At 71.0% G+C, this 14,030-nt stretch carries 12 protein-coding genes; 2 read left to right on the forward strand and 10 right to left on the reverse strand.

What is annotated here, in order from left to right; translation table 11 throughout:
• The first annotated feature begins 82 nt into the window (after positions 1-82).
• Positions 83-2,005 (forward strand): glycosyltransferase family 2 protein, encoded by a 1,923-nt coding sequence (locus tag ACSMXR_RS12305; protein WP_137233768.1) that lies wholly within the window; start codon positions 83-85, stop codon positions 2,003-2,005.
• Positions 2,002-3,939 carry a radical copper oxidase GlxA gene (gene glxA / locus ACSMXR_RS12310; protein WP_473171858.1) on the forward strand — a complete coding sequence of 646 codons (1,938 nt, stop codon included), beginning with the start codon at positions 2,002-2,004 and terminating at the stop codon, positions 3,937-3,939. The genes ACSMXR_RS12305 and glxA overlap by 4 nt, the downstream gene beginning before the upstream one ends.
• Positions 3,940-4,008: 69 nt before the next feature.
• Here the strand turns inward: glxA and ACSMXR_RS12315 are convergent, their stop codons facing one another.
• From ACSMXR_RS12315 to ACSMXR_RS12360, 10 genes are all read right to left on the reverse strand, one after another.
• Complete coding sequence (locus ACSMXR_RS12315) at positions 4,009-5,055, reverse strand: glycoside hydrolase family 6 protein (protein ID WP_137233766.1); 1,047 nt, start codon at positions 5,053-5,055, stop codon at positions 4,009-4,011.
• A gap of 328 nt (positions 5,056-5,383) precedes the next feature.
• Positions 5,384-6,124: a class F sortase gene (locus ACSMXR_RS12320; protein WP_376184630.1), complete on the reverse strand. Its 741-nt coding sequence runs from the start codon at positions 6,122-6,124 to the stop codon at positions 5,384-5,386.
• Between the two features lies 1 nt (position 6,125).
• Positions 6,126-6,692, reverse strand: a complete 567-nt coding sequence (locus tag ACSMXR_RS12325; RefSeq protein WP_164621459.1) for a hypothetical protein — start codon at positions 6,690-6,692, stop codon at positions 6,126-6,128.
• Positions 6,693-6,783: 91 nt separating this feature from the next.
• Positions 6,784-7,608: an HAD-IIA family hydrolase gene (locus ACSMXR_RS12330; protein ID WP_218527359.1), complete on the reverse strand. Its 825-nt coding sequence runs from the start codon at positions 7,606-7,608 to the stop codon at positions 6,784-6,786.
• A 74-nt stretch (positions 7,609-7,682) separates the two neighbouring features.
• Entirely contained in the window at positions 7,683-9,224 is a 1,542-nt protein-coding gene (locus tag ACSMXR_RS12335) for an alkaline phosphatase family protein (RefSeq protein ID WP_473171859.1), read from the reverse strand.
• A 134-nt stretch (positions 9,225-9,358) separates the two neighbouring features.
• Positions 9,359-10,414, reverse strand: coding sequence for a 2-aminoethylphosphonate ABC transporter substrate-binding protein (locus tag ACSMXR_RS12340; RefSeq protein WP_473171860.1), 1,056 nt, complete (start codon positions 10,412-10,414; stop codon positions 9,359-9,361).
• A 39-nt stretch (positions 10,415-10,453) separates the two neighbouring features.
• Positions 10,454-11,251: an ABC transporter permease gene (locus tag ACSMXR_RS12345; protein WP_381795489.1), complete on the reverse strand. Its 798-nt coding sequence runs from the start codon at positions 11,249-11,251 to the stop codon at positions 10,454-10,456.
• A complete protein-coding gene (locus tag ACSMXR_RS12350; RefSeq protein ID WP_473171861.1) occupies positions 11,238-12,158 on the reverse strand; it encodes a 2-aminoethylphosphonate ABC transporter permease subunit in 921 nt (306 codons plus the stop codon). The genes ACSMXR_RS12345 and ACSMXR_RS12350 overlap by 14 nt, the downstream gene beginning before the upstream one ends.
• Positions 12,155-13,297, reverse strand: coding sequence for an ABC transporter ATP-binding protein (locus ACSMXR_RS12355; protein ID WP_473171862.1), 1,143 nt, complete (start codon positions 13,295-13,297; stop codon positions 12,155-12,157). The genes ACSMXR_RS12350 and ACSMXR_RS12355 overlap by 4 nt, the downstream gene beginning before the upstream one ends.
• Positions 13,294-14,025: a phosphonatase-like hydrolase gene (locus tag ACSMXR_RS12360; RefSeq protein ID WP_473171863.1), complete on the reverse strand. Its 732-nt coding sequence runs from the start codon at positions 14,023-14,025 to the stop codon at positions 13,294-13,296. The genes ACSMXR_RS12355 and ACSMXR_RS12360 overlap by 4 nt, the downstream gene beginning before the upstream one ends.
• Positions 14,026-14,030: the final 5 nt, after the last annotated feature.

Raw genomic sequence — 14,030 nt, forward strand, 5'->3', positions numbered from 1 at the left:
ACCCGGTGAAGAACGGGGGCCACCGCGCACGCACGAGAGACCGAACAGTCACGCACCAGCATGCGTGCGGGGGGATGTACCCATGACGTCGACGCCGCCAGGCGACCGGCAGGAGAACGACGCTTCCCGGACGACGCAGCTCCGGATACCGGCGCAGCTGCGGGCCGGTGCGGCGAGGCGGCGTGCCAAGAAAGAGCTGCCGCGCTACGACTACGAGCACTACAGCCGGCTGGCCGGGCCGCTGACGCAGCCCCCCGCGGGCAAGCCGTACAAGGTCCAGTACCGCTCGCTCATATCGCAGGAGCCGCACCGCGTGCGCGCGGCGCTCCTGCTCGGCGCGGCTCCGCTCGTCTCGCTCGGTCTCTTCGCCTGGCTGATGCAGCCCGGCCACTGGACGGACCGCGACCCGAACCTCGACAACGACCTCCTGCTGGTCCTCGACATCGTCATGCTGGTCTCGATCGGTCTGATCGAGCTGTTCCGCACGATGAATGTCCTGTCGAACGCGCATGCCACCCTGGTCGCCCGCGACCCGGTCCCGGTGATCCCGGAGTCCGGCACCCGGGTCGCCTTCCTCACCTCCTTCGTTCCCGGCAAGGAACCGCTGGAGATGGTGACGAAGACGCTGGAGGCGGCCGTGAAGATCCGCCACCGCGGTCTGATGCACGTCTGGCTGCTGGACGAGGGCGACGACCCGGCGGTCAAGGAGGTCTGCGCCCGGCTCGGTGTGCACCACTTCTCCCGCAAGGGCGTGGCGCACTGGAACCAGGCCAAGGGTCCGCACCGCGCCAAGACCAAGCACGGCAACTACAACGCCTGGCTGGACGCGCACGGCGGCGACTACGACTTCTTCGCCTCGGTCGACACCGACCACATCCCGATGGCGAACTACCTGGAGCGGATGCTCGGCTACTTCCGCGACCCGGACGTCGGCTTCGTCATCGGCCCGCAGGTCTACGGCAACTACGACACCTTCGTCACCAAGGCCGCCGAGTCGCAGCAGTTCCTCTTCCACGCGCTGATCCAGCGCGCGGGCAACCGCTACGGCGCGCCCATGTTCGTCGGCACCAGCAACGCGGTCCGGATCTCGGCGCTGAAGCAGATCGGCGGTCTGTACGACTCGATCACCGAGGACATGGCCACCGGCTTCGAGATCCACCGCCACCGCAACCCGGCCACGGGCCGGAAGTGGCGCTCGGTCTACACCCCGGACGTGCTGGCCGTCGGCGAGGGCCCGACCGCGTGGACGGACTTCTTCACCCAGCAGCTGCGCTGGTCGCGAGGCACCTACGAGACGATCATCGGGCAGTTCTGGAAGGGCTTCGGAACCATGCCGCCCGGCAAGCTCTTCAACTACACGATGATGATCATCTTCTATCCGATGTCGGCGCTGAACTGGATCCTCGCGGCGCTCAGCTGCGCGCTCTTCCTCGGCATGGGCGCCTCCGGTGTCCAGATCGACCCGACGATCTGGATGATGCTGTACGGCAACGCCTCCGCGCTCCAGATCGGCCTGTACATCTGGAACCGCCGCCACAACGTCTCGCCGCACGAGCCCGAGGGCTCCGGCGGGCTGGCCGGCATGGTGATGTCCGCGCTCTCCGCGCCGATCTACGCCCGCTCGCTGATGGACGCGGTGCTGCGCCGCAAGAGCTCGTTCGTGGTGACCCCGAAGGGCGACTCGTCCAGCCCGGACACCCTGTTCGGCACCTTCCGGATCCATCTGTTCTTCATCGTCGTCTTCGGCGCCTCGATGATCTCCTCCTTCTTCCTGGGCCACAGCCACCCCGCGATGGTCACCTGGGCCACGCTGGCGCTGCTGATCACCGCCGCGCCGATCATCGGCTGGCGGTACACGATGCGCGCCGAGAAGAAGAAACGCCGGTCGGGCGGAGGATCGCACCGCAGCGGCGGACCGGCCCCGGAGCCGAGGCCCCAGCCGCTGCCCGGAGCACCCGGAAACGACCAGACCATGCAGATCTCCCTGGGGGGACGTAAGAAATGAAGTACCGTCCGAGCCGCCGTACCCGCCGCCTGGCGATCAGTACGGCGGTGGTTCTCGCGCTCGCGGGGGCGAACGGGCCGTGGCTGTACCGCTTCAGCACCGAGCGCTATCACGAGTACAAGATCAACCAGCCGGACTACAAGGCGGCCAACGGGCACTGGGACTTCCTGGACGTCCCCTCCGAGCACCGGATCAACACGATCCACGCGGCGCTGCTGCACACCGGCAAGGTGCTGCTCGTCGCGGGCTCCGGGAACAACCAGAAGAACTTCGACGCGAAGAGCTTCCGCTCGGTGCTGTGGGACCCGAAGACCAATGTCTTCAAGGACATCCCCACCCCCAAGGACATGTTCTGCGCCGGGCACACCCAGCTGCCCGACGGCAAGCTCCTCATAGCCGGCGGCACCAAGCGGTACGAGAAGCTCCAGGGCGACGTCACCAAGGCCGGCGGCCTGATGATCGTCCACAACGAGAACCCGGACAAGCCGATCACCCTGCCCGCGGGCACCCGGTTCACCGGCAAGGAGAACGGCAAGACGTTCGTCTCCAAGGACCCGGTCCTGGTCGAGAAGGCCACCAAGGTCTTCGACAAGCAGACCGGCGCGTTCCTGCGCAACGACCCCGGGCTCGGCCGGATCTACGTCGAGGCGCAGCAGACCGGCAAGAAGTACGAGACCGGCACCGAGGACAACTACCGGGTGGCGGGCCTGTCCGGCTCGGACACCCGCAATGTGTACGGCATCGCGCAGAAGCTGGCCCTGGACAAGAAGGACTTCCAGGGGATCAAGGAGGCCTTCGAGTTCGACCCGGTCGCGGAGAAGTACATACCCGTCGACCCGATGAACGAGGCCCGCTGGTACCCGACGCTGACGACGCTGGAGGACGGCAAGGTCCTCGCCCTGTCGGGTCTGGACGAGATCGGGCAGATCGTCCCCGGCAAGGACGAGATCTACGACCCGGCGACCAAGGAGTGGGAGTACACCGGCATCGAGCGGAAGTTCCCCACCTACCCGGCGGTCTTCCTGCTGAATGACGGCAAGCTCTTCTACTCCGGCTCCAACGCCGGATACGGTCCGGCGGACGTGGGCCGCGACCCGGGCGTCTGGGATCTGTCGACGAACAAGTTCAAGAAGATCCCCGGGCTCAGCGACCCGGACCAGATGGAGACCTCGGCGACGGTACGGCTGCCCCCGGCCCAGGACGAGAAGTTCATGGTGATCGGCGGCGGCGGGGTCGGCGAGTCCGAGAAGGCCAGCGAGAAGTCGCGGCTGGTCGACCTCCGGAAGAAGAACCCGGAGTTCACCGACGGCGCGTCCCTCTCCGAGGGCACCCGCTACCCCAGCGCCTCGCTGCTGCCCGACGACTCGCTGCTGGTCACCGGCGGCTCCAGCGACTACCGCGGGCGCGGCGGCTCGGACGTGCTCCAGGCCCGGCTGTACGACGCGAAGAGCGACACGTACAAGAAGGTCGCGGATCCGGCGGTCGGCCGGAACTACCACTCGGGTTCGGTGCTGCTGCCGGACGGCCGGGTGATGATCTTCGGTTCGGACTCGCTCTTCTCCGACAAGGCCAACACCCGGCCCGGCGTCTTCGAGCAGCGCATCGAGATCTACACCCCGCCCTACCTCTACCGGGACTCCCGGCCGGAGCTGACGGCCGGGCCGAAGAAGATCGAGCGCGGCTCCACGGGTCTTTTCACCACGCAGCACGCCTCGAAGATCACCTCGGCGAAGCTGATGCGCCCCTCGGCGGTCACGCATGTCACCGACACCGACCAGCGCACCGTGGCGCTGGACATGAAGAAGTCGAAGGACGGGATCACCGTCACCGTGCCGGAGAACCGGGCGCTGGTGCCGGCCGGTTGGTACATGCTCTTCGTCACCGACGACCAGGGCACCCCGTCCGAGGGCATGTGGGTGGAGGTGCCCGAGTAGGGGCCGTACGCGGCGGAGGCCGCACACCGGGAGATCGGGCTCCCGGTGTGCGGCCTCCGGCCGTTGCCGCTACTTGGTGGCGCCGGCCAGGCCCAGGGCGTACTCCGGCCACCAGTCGCCGGCCTTCGGGCCGCCCTTGCAGTCGCCGTCGGACTCGCCGGGGCGCTTGATCCACAGATAGGCGTCGACCAGCTCGTCGCCGGTCCGGGTGGTCGGGGCCTCGCCCAGCGCGCGGCCTGGCGGATTGCACCAGCTCTCGGCGGGGTCGCCGCCGGTGTAGGGGCCGTTGCCGTTGCGGCTGGTGTCGATGACGAAGGGCTTGTTGCCGATCTTCTCCGACAGCTTCTTGCCGAACTCCGTGGAGACGGCCGTCGTCTGGAAGTTGGAGACATTGAGCGAGAAGCCGTCCGCCTCGGCGATCCCGGCCCGCTGGAGCGGCTGGAACAGCGCGTCGGGCGACTGCCAGCCGGCGTTGCCCGCGTCCAGATAGACCTTGGTGGCGGGCTGCTGCTTCAGCCGCTGGATCGCGCCCTTGAGGAGGTCGTAGCGCTCCTCGTGGAACTCCTGCGGTGTGCAGCCGTCGACCAGGTGCAGCAGGGCGTCCGGCTCCAGGATCACGGTGGCGCTGCGGTCCCCGATGCCCTTGGCCACGCCGTCCAGCCAGCCGCGGTAGGAGTCGCCGTCGGAGGCGCCGCCCTTGGAGAACTGGCCGCAGTCGCGGTGCGGGATGTTGTAGAGGACCAGCAGGGCGTCCCGGTCGGCCGCGGCGGCCGCCTCGGTGATGCCCCGCACCTGGGACTCCGGGTTGTCCGGGGTGATCCACTCGCCGACCGGCTGCTGCGCTATCTTCCGGATCAGCGCGGCGTTCTTCGCGTCGCCGTCCTCGGTGTACGCGGCGACCTGACGGGCCGCGTTGCCGTCGGGGTTGACCCAGTACGGATCCTTGTCCTTGGGCTGCTGCTCGACGGTCGGCGCGCTCTTCTTCCCGCCGCCGTCCCCGTCACCGGAGCATCCCGCCAGCAGCAGGGCCGCCCCCAGCGCCGCCGCCGTACCGGTCGTCCGCAGGCCCGCCGCGCGCCTGCGCGTCCGGGACCGGCCGGTGTAACTGCCGTACATCCACTCCCCCTTGGGTGCACTGCCTGCACTGTCGCTCACTGGTTGCACCGATGTGCTGCCGGTCCGATCCATCCTGGCACAGCGGCCGGGCGCCCACGCTCCCACCCGTACAACGGTCGCACCGGGGCACCGGTTCCGGACATCCCGTTCGAAAGCCGGTCATCCGTCCGGCGGGGCCCCTACAGTGGCGAGGGATCGGGCTTCCCACCGCACCGACCTCCCGTACCGCGCCGGGCGACTCCCGCGGCCGGGCGCACGCGGTCGAGGACCGGCCCGGCCGGCACGCCCCGTGAGAGGCGGCCGGCCGGGCCGGGTTGAACGGGGCGCTTCAGCCGCGTCCCCCGTGGGCCACGGCCTGTACGCGCTCCCCCGCGTCTCCGGCGTCTCGGGCGTCTCCGGCCTTCGCGTCCTTCGCGCCGGTGAGGTACGCGGAGACGACCACGTTCGCCGTGTAGGAGCGGGTCCTGTGGTCGTACGTCCCGCCGCAGGTGATCAGCCGCAGCTCGGCCCGGCCGTCCTGACGGGGCCCGTACGCCTTCTGCGCGTCGAAGCGTTCGCGGGTGACGACCTGGACGTCGTCCACGGTGAACTCCGCGACACTGCCGTCGGTCCGGGTGACCTCGATCCGGGCGCCCGGCTTCACCGCGCTGAGACCGTAGAAGACCGCCGGCTTGGTGTCGGTGTCGACATGGCCGACGAACAGGGCCGCGCCCTTCGCCCCGGGCTGGATGCCGTCGCCGTACCAGCCGGCGGTCTTCGGCATGCCGTACGGGGGCGGGTCGATGGCCCCGTCGCGGTCGAGGCCGCGGGCGATGACGGGGGCCGTGATCCCGACGGAGGGGACCTCGACGCGTTCGGGGGCGGCGCCGGCGACCGGGTCGTGGGCCGGGGGCAGCTCGGCCCCGAAGGGGCGGCCGACCGCGGCCACGTCGCCGGTGGTGGGCCCCGACAGGCCGCCGAGCCCGCCGCCCGCCTCCTTGCCCCAGAGCCACAGGCCGAGCAGCAGCACGGCCCAGGTCACTCCGGTGAGCAGTCGCCCGTTGCCTGCCGGGCGGTCCTGGGCGCTCATGTCAGCTGCCGGCCGGGTCGCGGCGCCGGCGCGAGCTGCGCAGGGCGACGGCGACGGCCGCGACGGCGGCGAGCACCAGGCCGATCACCGCGTGCCGGGTGCCGGGCCCCTCGGCCTCGGTGGACCGTTCGGCGAGGGTGGCGGTGCCTCCACCGCCCGCCTTGACGGGTGCGGCGGGCGAGGGACGGTTGTGGTGGACGACGGTGAGGGTGCCGGTCGCCTTGCCGTCGCTGTCCTCGCACGTCACCCAGACGTCGTAGGAGCGGGGTTCGGCGTCGGACCGGATCCGGGCCTCCGCGAAGAGGCCTTTGTCGTCGGCCGGGCGGAAGTGGGCGACCGAGGTGAAGGCGTCGGAGTTGCCCTTGGCCCGGCGGCCCTTGCCGCAGACGTCGACCCACAGTTCCACCTGCCCGCCCGGGGCGGTCGTGGACGGGGTGACCGAGACGGTGCCGGTGCGCCGGTCGTCGTCGCCGGCCGGGGCGGCCGGGGATGCCAGCGCGGCGGGCGCGGGCACGGCTATGAGTGCGGCCGCCGCTGCGGCACAGAAAGTGATGGGCATGGAACGCATCGTGAACCTCCTACGGGAAGGTTCACGCCTGCGACGGCGGCCCGCATCCGCAGTCCTCCATTCGAGCGACTGCGGACGCGGTCCGCGCAGGTCAGTCGCGGTTCCCCGCGGTGGGCTGGTCGGCCTGGTCCGGCAGCTCGACGAGGCTGACCAGGTCGGCGATGGACTCGACGACGTGGGACGGGCCGAACGGGTAGCGGTCGATGTCGGCGACGGTGGTGAGCCCGGTGAGCACCAGGAAGGTCTGCATGCCCGCTTCCAGGCCGGCCAGGACGTCGGTGTCCATCCGGTCGCCGATCATGGCGCTGGTCTCGGAGTGCGCGCCGATGGCGTTGAGCCCGGTCCGCATCATCAGGGGGTTCGGCTTGCCCGCGAAGTACGGGTCCTTGCCGGTGGCCTTGGTGATGAGGGCGGCGACCGAGCCGGTGGCGGGCAGCGGGCCCTCGGCGGACGGGCCGGTCTCGTCGGGGTTGGTGCAGATGAAGCGGGCGCCCGCGTTGATCAGCCGGATCGCCTTGGTGAGCGCCTCGAAGCTGTACGTACGGGTCTCGCCGAGCACCACGTAGTCCGGGTCGTGGTCGGTGAGGACGTACCCGATGTCGTGCAGGGCGGTGGTGAGACCGGCCTCGCCGATGACGTACGCGGTGCCGCCGGGGCGCTGGTCGTCCAGGAACTGGGCGGTGGCGAGCGCGGAGGTCCAGATGTTCTCCACGGGCACGTCCAGGCCCATGCGCTTGAGCCGGGCGTGCAGGTCGCGCGCGGTGTAGATGGAGTTGTTGGTGAGGACGAGGAAGGGCAGCCCGGAATCCCGCAGCCGCTTGATGAAGGCATCGGCGCCGGGGATGGGCGTGCCCTCGTGGATGAGGACGCCGTCCATGTCGGTGAGCCAGGAAGTGATGGGCTTGCGGTCTGCCATGTGTCGGGACTCCTGCCGTACGCACTGCGTGCTGGGGGTGCCCGGACCGCGCCGTCCCGGCACCCCCAGCATAATTAGGAGGCCGTGATCGTGACCCCGTCGATCACCCAGTACCAGTTGTTGCTGCCGGTGTAGTGGAACCGGAAGCTCACGTTGGCGGCCCCGGGCGGGACGTCCAGGGTCAGCGCCTGGGGCTGTGAGATCACATCGGCCGTGTAGCGCTTCACCTCGACGGGTGTTCCGCCGTTCCAGGAGGCGAGGATCCGGGCGCTCTGGCTGCCCTCCTGGCGGTACAGGGTGGTGAAGCCGAGGGTCACGGTGGACCTGCCGCCGACCGCGTACGCCGGAGTGACGAGCGTGGAGTCGTACGGTCCCGAGGACGCCTTGTCGTCCCACTCGTCGGAGTCGGCGACCGCGAAGATCCCGCGCGAGCGGACGTTCAGCTCACGGGACTGGTCGCGCTGGCTGCGGCTCCAGAACTCGTCGGTGGCGAAGGTCCAGCCGCGCCACTCGGTGACGCCTCCGGTGCCCATCGCGGAGTTCACGACGGACCAGCCGCTGGGCGCGGTGTGGGTCCAGCCGAGGACGCCCGCCGGGATCCCGGTCTCGTCGACGCGGGCGGACAGGGCCGGGTGGAGGGTCTCGAAGGGGTCGGTGGAGCGCTCCTGGATCGGCTTGCCGTCCAGGCCCCAGGCGGGGTCGGGGGCGATGCCGAGCTGCTTGAAGACGGTGGCGGCGACGTCCACGAGGCGGGTGTCGGCGGGGCGGGCGCCGGCCTCGATGCCGGGGCCCTGGGCGAGGACGAAGGTGCGCCGCTCCTCGATGGCGCTGCCGCCGTGGCCGCCGGAGTCGGTGTGGCCGTGGTCGGTGGTGACGATGACGGTCCAGCGTTCGGTGGCGTACGAGGGCCGGGCCCGGATCGCGGTCAGGAGGCGGCCGAGGTAGCCGTCCTGGACGTCGATGGCCTGGCGGTAGGCGGTGCTGGCGGCGCCGGAGTTGTGGCCGACGATGTCGGTCTGGCCGAAGTAGACGAAGAGCACGTCCGGGTTCTGGTTCCGGAGGATCGACTCGGTCTCGGCGGCGATGGTGGCGTCGTGGCCGGTGTAGCCGTCGCGGTCGCCGTCGAGGACGAGCTTGGCGTCGGCGCCCGGGGTGACGGTGCCCTGGGCGTCCAGGGGCTTCCAGTCGACGGCGGCGTAGGTGGAGAGCTGGGGGCGGACCTGGGCGAGGCGGGCGAGGAAGCCGGGGTACTTCGCGTAGTTCTTCCCGGCGAAGGAGTTCTCCTTGACGCCGTGCTTGTCGGGCCAGACGCCGGTGGAGATCGTCGACCAGCCGGGTCCTGAGGAGGTGGCGGCCATGGGGTTGGCGTACAGCAGCGAGGTGCCGTACGTGCCGTCGGCCATCATCGCCTTGAGGTGCGGGGCGTTCGCGGCGGCGATGACGTCGTGGCGCAGCCCGTCCATGCCGACGACGAGCACCTTGTCCTTGCTGGTGCCGTTGGGGAGGGTGGGCGCGGCGTACGCGGCGGGGGCGGTGACGAGCGGGCCGACGGCGGCGGCGGTGGCCGCGACGGCGGTGGTGGCGAGCACGGAGCGGCGGGACAGAGACCGGGTCACGTGATCCTCCAGGGAGGGGGCGGGTCGGGCGGGGGCGGGACGTGAACTTCCGTCTGGACCGGACCCGTTACCTTGACGAGATAACCGGGCCGGGTCCAGACCTTCGCAGGAATCCGTTGCCGGAAGATGGCCGGTCAGCTTCCGGTGGCCGACTTCCAGGCGTCGATGTACGAGTCCAGGTTGGTCCCGATGTCCGACCAGTCGGGCTCGAAGATCTCCACGCTCTCCATCAGCCCGGCCAGTTCGACGGCGTTGGCGTCGGTGGCCTTGACGTCCTTGCGGGCGGCGAAGCCGCCGCCGACCGCGCTGACGTCGCGCTGGGCCTGCTCGGAGAGCATGAAGTCGAGCAGCTTCTTGCCGTTCTCGCTGTGCGGGGCCTTCGCGACGAGCCCGGCGGCGTACGGCAGAGCGAAGCTGGTGGGCTTTCCGTCGCCCTTGGCCGGGAACCAGATGCCGAGGTTCGGCATGTCCTTGGACTGGGCGAAGTTCATCTGCACGTCCCCGTTGGCGACGAGGAGTTCGCCCTTGTCGACCTTGGGGGCGAGCTTGCCGGTGGAGGCGGACGGGCCGACGTTGTTGGTCTGGAGCTTCTTCAAGTAGGCCATGGCCGGCTCCTTTCCGCCGAAGTCGTGCATCGCCTTGATGAGGACGGCGGTGCCGTCGCCCGCGACGCCGGGGGTGGAGTACTGGACCTTCTCCATGTACGCGGGGTCGAGCAGGTCCTCCCAGGTGCGCGGCGGGTTCTTCAGCTCCTTGGTGTTGTGGACGAAGCCGAAGTAGTTGTTGACGACGGAGGTCCACGTGCCGTCGGCCGCCCGGTCGGCGCCGTCGACCTGCTCGGCGCCCTTCGGCTCGTACGCGGTCAACAGGCCCTTGGCGTCGGCCTGCTGGATGAAGGGCGGCAGGGTGACGAGGACGTCGGCCTGGGTGTTGGACTTCTCGCGGGCGGCGCGCTGCACCATCTCGCCGGAGCCGCCCTCGACGTACTTCACGGTGATGCCGGTCTTCTTCTCGAAGTCCTTGAAGACCTTGTCGTACCAGCCGTCGCCGCTCTCGCCCTTGAGGCCGTCGGCGCTGTAGACGGTGACGGACTTCTCGTCGGACGCGGCGGAGGAGCCGCCGCAGGCGGTGAGGGTGACGGCGGTGAGGGCGGCCAGGGGCAGGGCGAGGGTACGGGCGGGGGTGCGCATGGGTTTCTCCAGAAGACGGGAGGTGGTGGTGGCGGGGTTTCAGCGGTAGGAGGCGCGGGTCCGGATGCGGGAGACGGCGGCCAGGACGAGGAGCGTCGTCGTCATCAGGACCACGGCGAGGGCGGCGCCGGTGAAGAGCGAGCCCCGGTCGGTGGCGGCGAAGATCTGCACCGGCAGCGGGGTCCAGTCCGGCGGGTAGAGCATCATCGTGGCGCTCAACTCCCCCATGGACAGCGCGAAGCAGAGCCCGACGGCCGAGGTGAGCGAGGGCAGCAGGAGCGGCAGCCTCACCCGCCACAGCACCCGTGCGGGGCTCGCGCCGAGGCCGGCGGCGGCCTGTTCGTACATCGGGTCCAGGCGGCGCACGGCGGCGGCGACCGACTGGTAGGCGAAGGCCGTGACGAGCACGGTGTGAGCGAGGATCACGATCCACCGCGTCCCGTTGAGCAGGACCGGCGGTCGGCTGTAGGCCACCAGCACCGCGAGGCCGACGACCACCGAGGGCACGGCGACCGGCAGGATGAACAGGGCGTCCAGGAGCCGCTTTCCGCGCGTACGGAGAGAGGCGGCGGCGAGCGCGGCCCAGCCGCCGAGGGTGAGGGCCAGCACGCTCGCGGCGAGCGCGGTGGCGAGGCTGGTGGTCAGCGCCTGGAGCGCGTCGCCGCTGGTGGCGGCGGCGTAGCGCTCGACGGTGGGCCCGGAGGGGAAGGCCCCGGACCAGTTGGTGGCGAGGGACGCGGCGAGGATGACGAGCAGCGGCACCGCGAACAGCGGGACGAAGAGGAGCAGGAAGACGGTCCAGGTGGCCCACTTCCCGGCGCGGCTATGCACCAGCACGACGGCTCACCACCCGGTAGAGGCCGTAAAGGCCCACGGAGATCGCGATGTTGACGACGGCGACGACGCAGGCGGCCGGGTAGTCCGACTCCAGGATCGCCTTGCTGTAGACGAGCATCGGCAGCGTCGTGACGCCCTTCGCCCCGGTGAACAGGACGATCCCGAACTCGTTGAGGCACATCACCAGGACGAGGCTGCCGCCCGCCGCGAGTGCCGGAAGCGCCTCGGGCAGGATCACCTGCCGGATGATCCGCACGGGTCCGGCGCCGAGCGATGAGGCCACTTCCAGCTGCCCGGTGTCGAGTTGGGAGAAGGCGGCGAGCAGCGGGCGCATCACGAACGGCGTGAAGTAGGTGATCTCGGCGAGCAGGACGCCCCACGGGGTGGTCAGGAAGTGGAAGGGCCCGTCGGCCGCGCCGGTGACGTCGGTCCAGAGCCCGTTGGCCATCCCGACCGAGCCGTAGATGAACAGCAGGGCGAGCGTGATGAGGAAGGATGGGAAGGAGAGGAATACGTCCACGAACCGGGCGACCGCCTTCCCGCCGGGGAACGGGACGAACGCGATGACCAGTGCGAGGACGAACCCGAGGACCAGACAGCCCACGGTCGAGCCGACGGCGAGCCACACGGTGGTGGTGAGCGCGTCGCGGAAGACGGCGGAGGCGAAGACGTCGGCATACGGGTCGAGCGAGACGCCGCCCTCGTCGGGGGTGAAGGACTGCTGGACGACGAGGGCCAGCGGGTAGAGGAACGCGAGCGCGAGGACGGCGACGGGCGGCAGCGCCCAGACCCAGGCGGGGACGGTACGGGAGCGGCCGGGGCCGGAGCCGGGTGCTGCGGGGGCCGGTCGGCCGAGGGTACGGGGCACGGCGGCGGTGGCTGCGGTGCCGGTGGCGGCGGCGGTCATGGGCCGACCCCCGCCCGGTCTCCCGCCCCTGCCCGGTCTCCCGCCCCCGCCGGGAGCAGCACCGCGTCCTCGGCGGCGAAGTGCAGGGTGACGGGGTCGCCGATGGCCGGGGGCTCGCGCAGTTCGCGGAGGTCGGCCATGACGCGGTGGCCGTCGACGTCGGCGTGGACGCGGTGGGTGGAGCCGCGCCACTGGACCTCGGTGACGGTGCCGGTGAGCGCGTTGGGCCCGTCGCCGATGCCGACCAGGTGCGGCCGGACGCAGAGGGTGGCGGTGGCGCCGGGTGCGGCGGTGCCGGTGTCGGTGGCAACGGCGAGGGGGCGGCCGCCGAACGCGACGGCTCCTGCACCGGCGACCGTGACCGGGAGCAGGTTGGCGTTGCCGACGAACGAGGCGGTGAACTCCGTACGGGGGCGGCGGTAGAGCTCCTGCGGGGTGCCGCAGTCCTGGAGCCGGGCGCGGTCCATGACGGCGATCCGGTCGGCGAGGGTGAGCGCCTCGACCTGGTCGTGGGTGACGTACAGGATGGAGACGTCCGGCAACTCGCGGTGCAGCCTGGCCAGTTCGGCGAGCATGCCGGAGCGGAGCCGGGCGTCGAGGGCGGAGAGCGGTTCGTCCAGGAGCAGGACGCCGGGGCGGATGGCGAGCGCGCGGGCGATGGCGACGCGCTGCTGCTGGCCGCCGGAGAGTTCGCGCGGGTGGCGCTCGGCGTACGCGGCCATGCCGACGAGTTCGAGGGCCTCGGTGACCCGGCCGGGGATCTCGGCCTTCGGGGTGCGGTGGGCCTTGAGCCCGAAGGCCACGTTGTCCTTGACCATGAGGTGCGGGAAGAGGGCGTAACTCTGGACGACCATGCCGATGCCGCGCCGGTGCGGGGGCAGGGCGGTGACGTCCCGGCCGCCGAGGAACACCCGCCCGGCGGCGGGCCGGACGAACCCGGCGACGGCGCGCAGGGCGGTGGTCTTGCCGGATCCGGAGGGGCCGAGGAGGGCCATCACCTCGCCGGGTTCGACGGTGAGGTCGAGCCGGTCGAGGACGACGTTCCCGCCGTAGGCGACGGTGACGCCGTCGAAGCGGATGCCGCTGGGGGCGGCGGGGTCGGTGGTGGAGGCGACGGGGGCCGGGGCGGGCGCGCTCATGCCTCGGCCCGTGCGATGAGGTCGGGCAGTTCGGCGACGGACCCGAGGACGTGGGTCGCGCCGTGCCGGGTCAGCAGGTCCTGGTCGTGGGCGCCGGTGAGGACCCCGGCGACGATCCCGGCGCCGGAGCGTACACCGCCGAGCATGTCGTACGAGGTGTCGCCGGCCACCACGGTCCGGCGGACGTCGGCCACGGCTCCGGTGCGCAGGAAGGCGGCCAGCACCATGTCCGGGAAGGGCCGGCCCCGGCCGCCCGCGTCGGCGGGGCAGAGGGTGAGCGGGACGAGGTTCTGCCAGCCGAGGGCGGTGAGGATGGCGTCCTGGGTGGTGCGGGCGAAGCCGGTGGTCAGGACGACGGTGCGGCCCTCGGCGGTGAGCCGCTCGACGGCCTCGCGGGCGCCGGGGAGCGGGGCGATGCGGCCGCCGTCGACGAGTTCGCCGTACGCCTCCTCGAAGGCGGTGTTGGCGCGCTGGGCCGTCTCCTCCTCGCCGAACAGGTGGCGGAAGACGGAGATCTTGGATTCGCCCATGGTGGCGCGTACGTACGCGAGTTGACGGGCGTGCTCGTCGGATTCCGGGCGTACGCCGAGGCGTTGGGCGGCGGCGGAGAAGGCCTGCTCGACGAGGCCGCCGTCGGCGACGGTGGTGCCGGCCATGTCGAGGACGACGAGGTTGTAGGGGTCGCGCGTGATGTCGGTCGGGGAAGTCGTATCGGTCGGGGAAGTCATGTGGT

The organism is Streptomyces sp. DSM 106670 (assembly GCF_055792845.1).

Coding starts and splice junctions, on each gene's coding strand:
- ACSMXR_RS12325 (WP_164621459.1), bottom strand. CDS start 6,692: ATGCGTTCCATGCCCATCACTTTCTGTGCCGCAGCGGCGGCCGCACTC.
- ACSMXR_RS12320 (WP_376184630.1), bottom strand. CDS start 6,124: ATGAGCGCCCAGGACCGCCCGGCAGGCAACGGGCGACTGCTCACCGGA.
- glxA (WP_473171858.1), top strand. CDS start 2,002: ATGAAGTACCGTCCGAGCCGCCGTACCCGCCGCCTGGCGATCAGTACG.
- ACSMXR_RS12350 (WP_473171861.1), bottom strand. CDS start 12,158: ATGACCGCCGCCGCCACCGGCACCGCAGCCACCGCCGCCGTGCCCCGT.
- ACSMXR_RS12340 (WP_473171860.1), bottom strand. CDS start 10,414: ATGCGCACCCCCGCCCGTACCCTCGCCCTGCCCCTGGCCGCCCTCACC.
- ACSMXR_RS12305 (WP_137233768.1), top strand. CDS start 83: ATGACGTCGACGCCGCCAGGCGACCGGCAGGAGAACGACGCTTCCCGG.
- ACSMXR_RS12360 (WP_473171863.1), bottom strand. CDS start 14,025: ATGACTTCCCCGACCGATACGACTTCCCCGACCGACATCACGCGCGAC.
- ACSMXR_RS12355 (WP_473171862.1), bottom strand. CDS start 13,297: ATGAGCGCGCCCGCCCCGGCCCCCGTCGCCTCCACCACCGACCCCGCC.
- ACSMXR_RS12330 (WP_218527359.1), bottom strand. CDS start 7,608: ATGGCAGACCGCAAGCCCATCACTTCCTGGCTCACCGACATGGACGGC.
- ACSMXR_RS12315 (WP_137233766.1), bottom strand. CDS start 5,055: ATGTACGGCAGTTACACCGGCCGGTCCCGGACGCGCAGGCGCGCGGCG.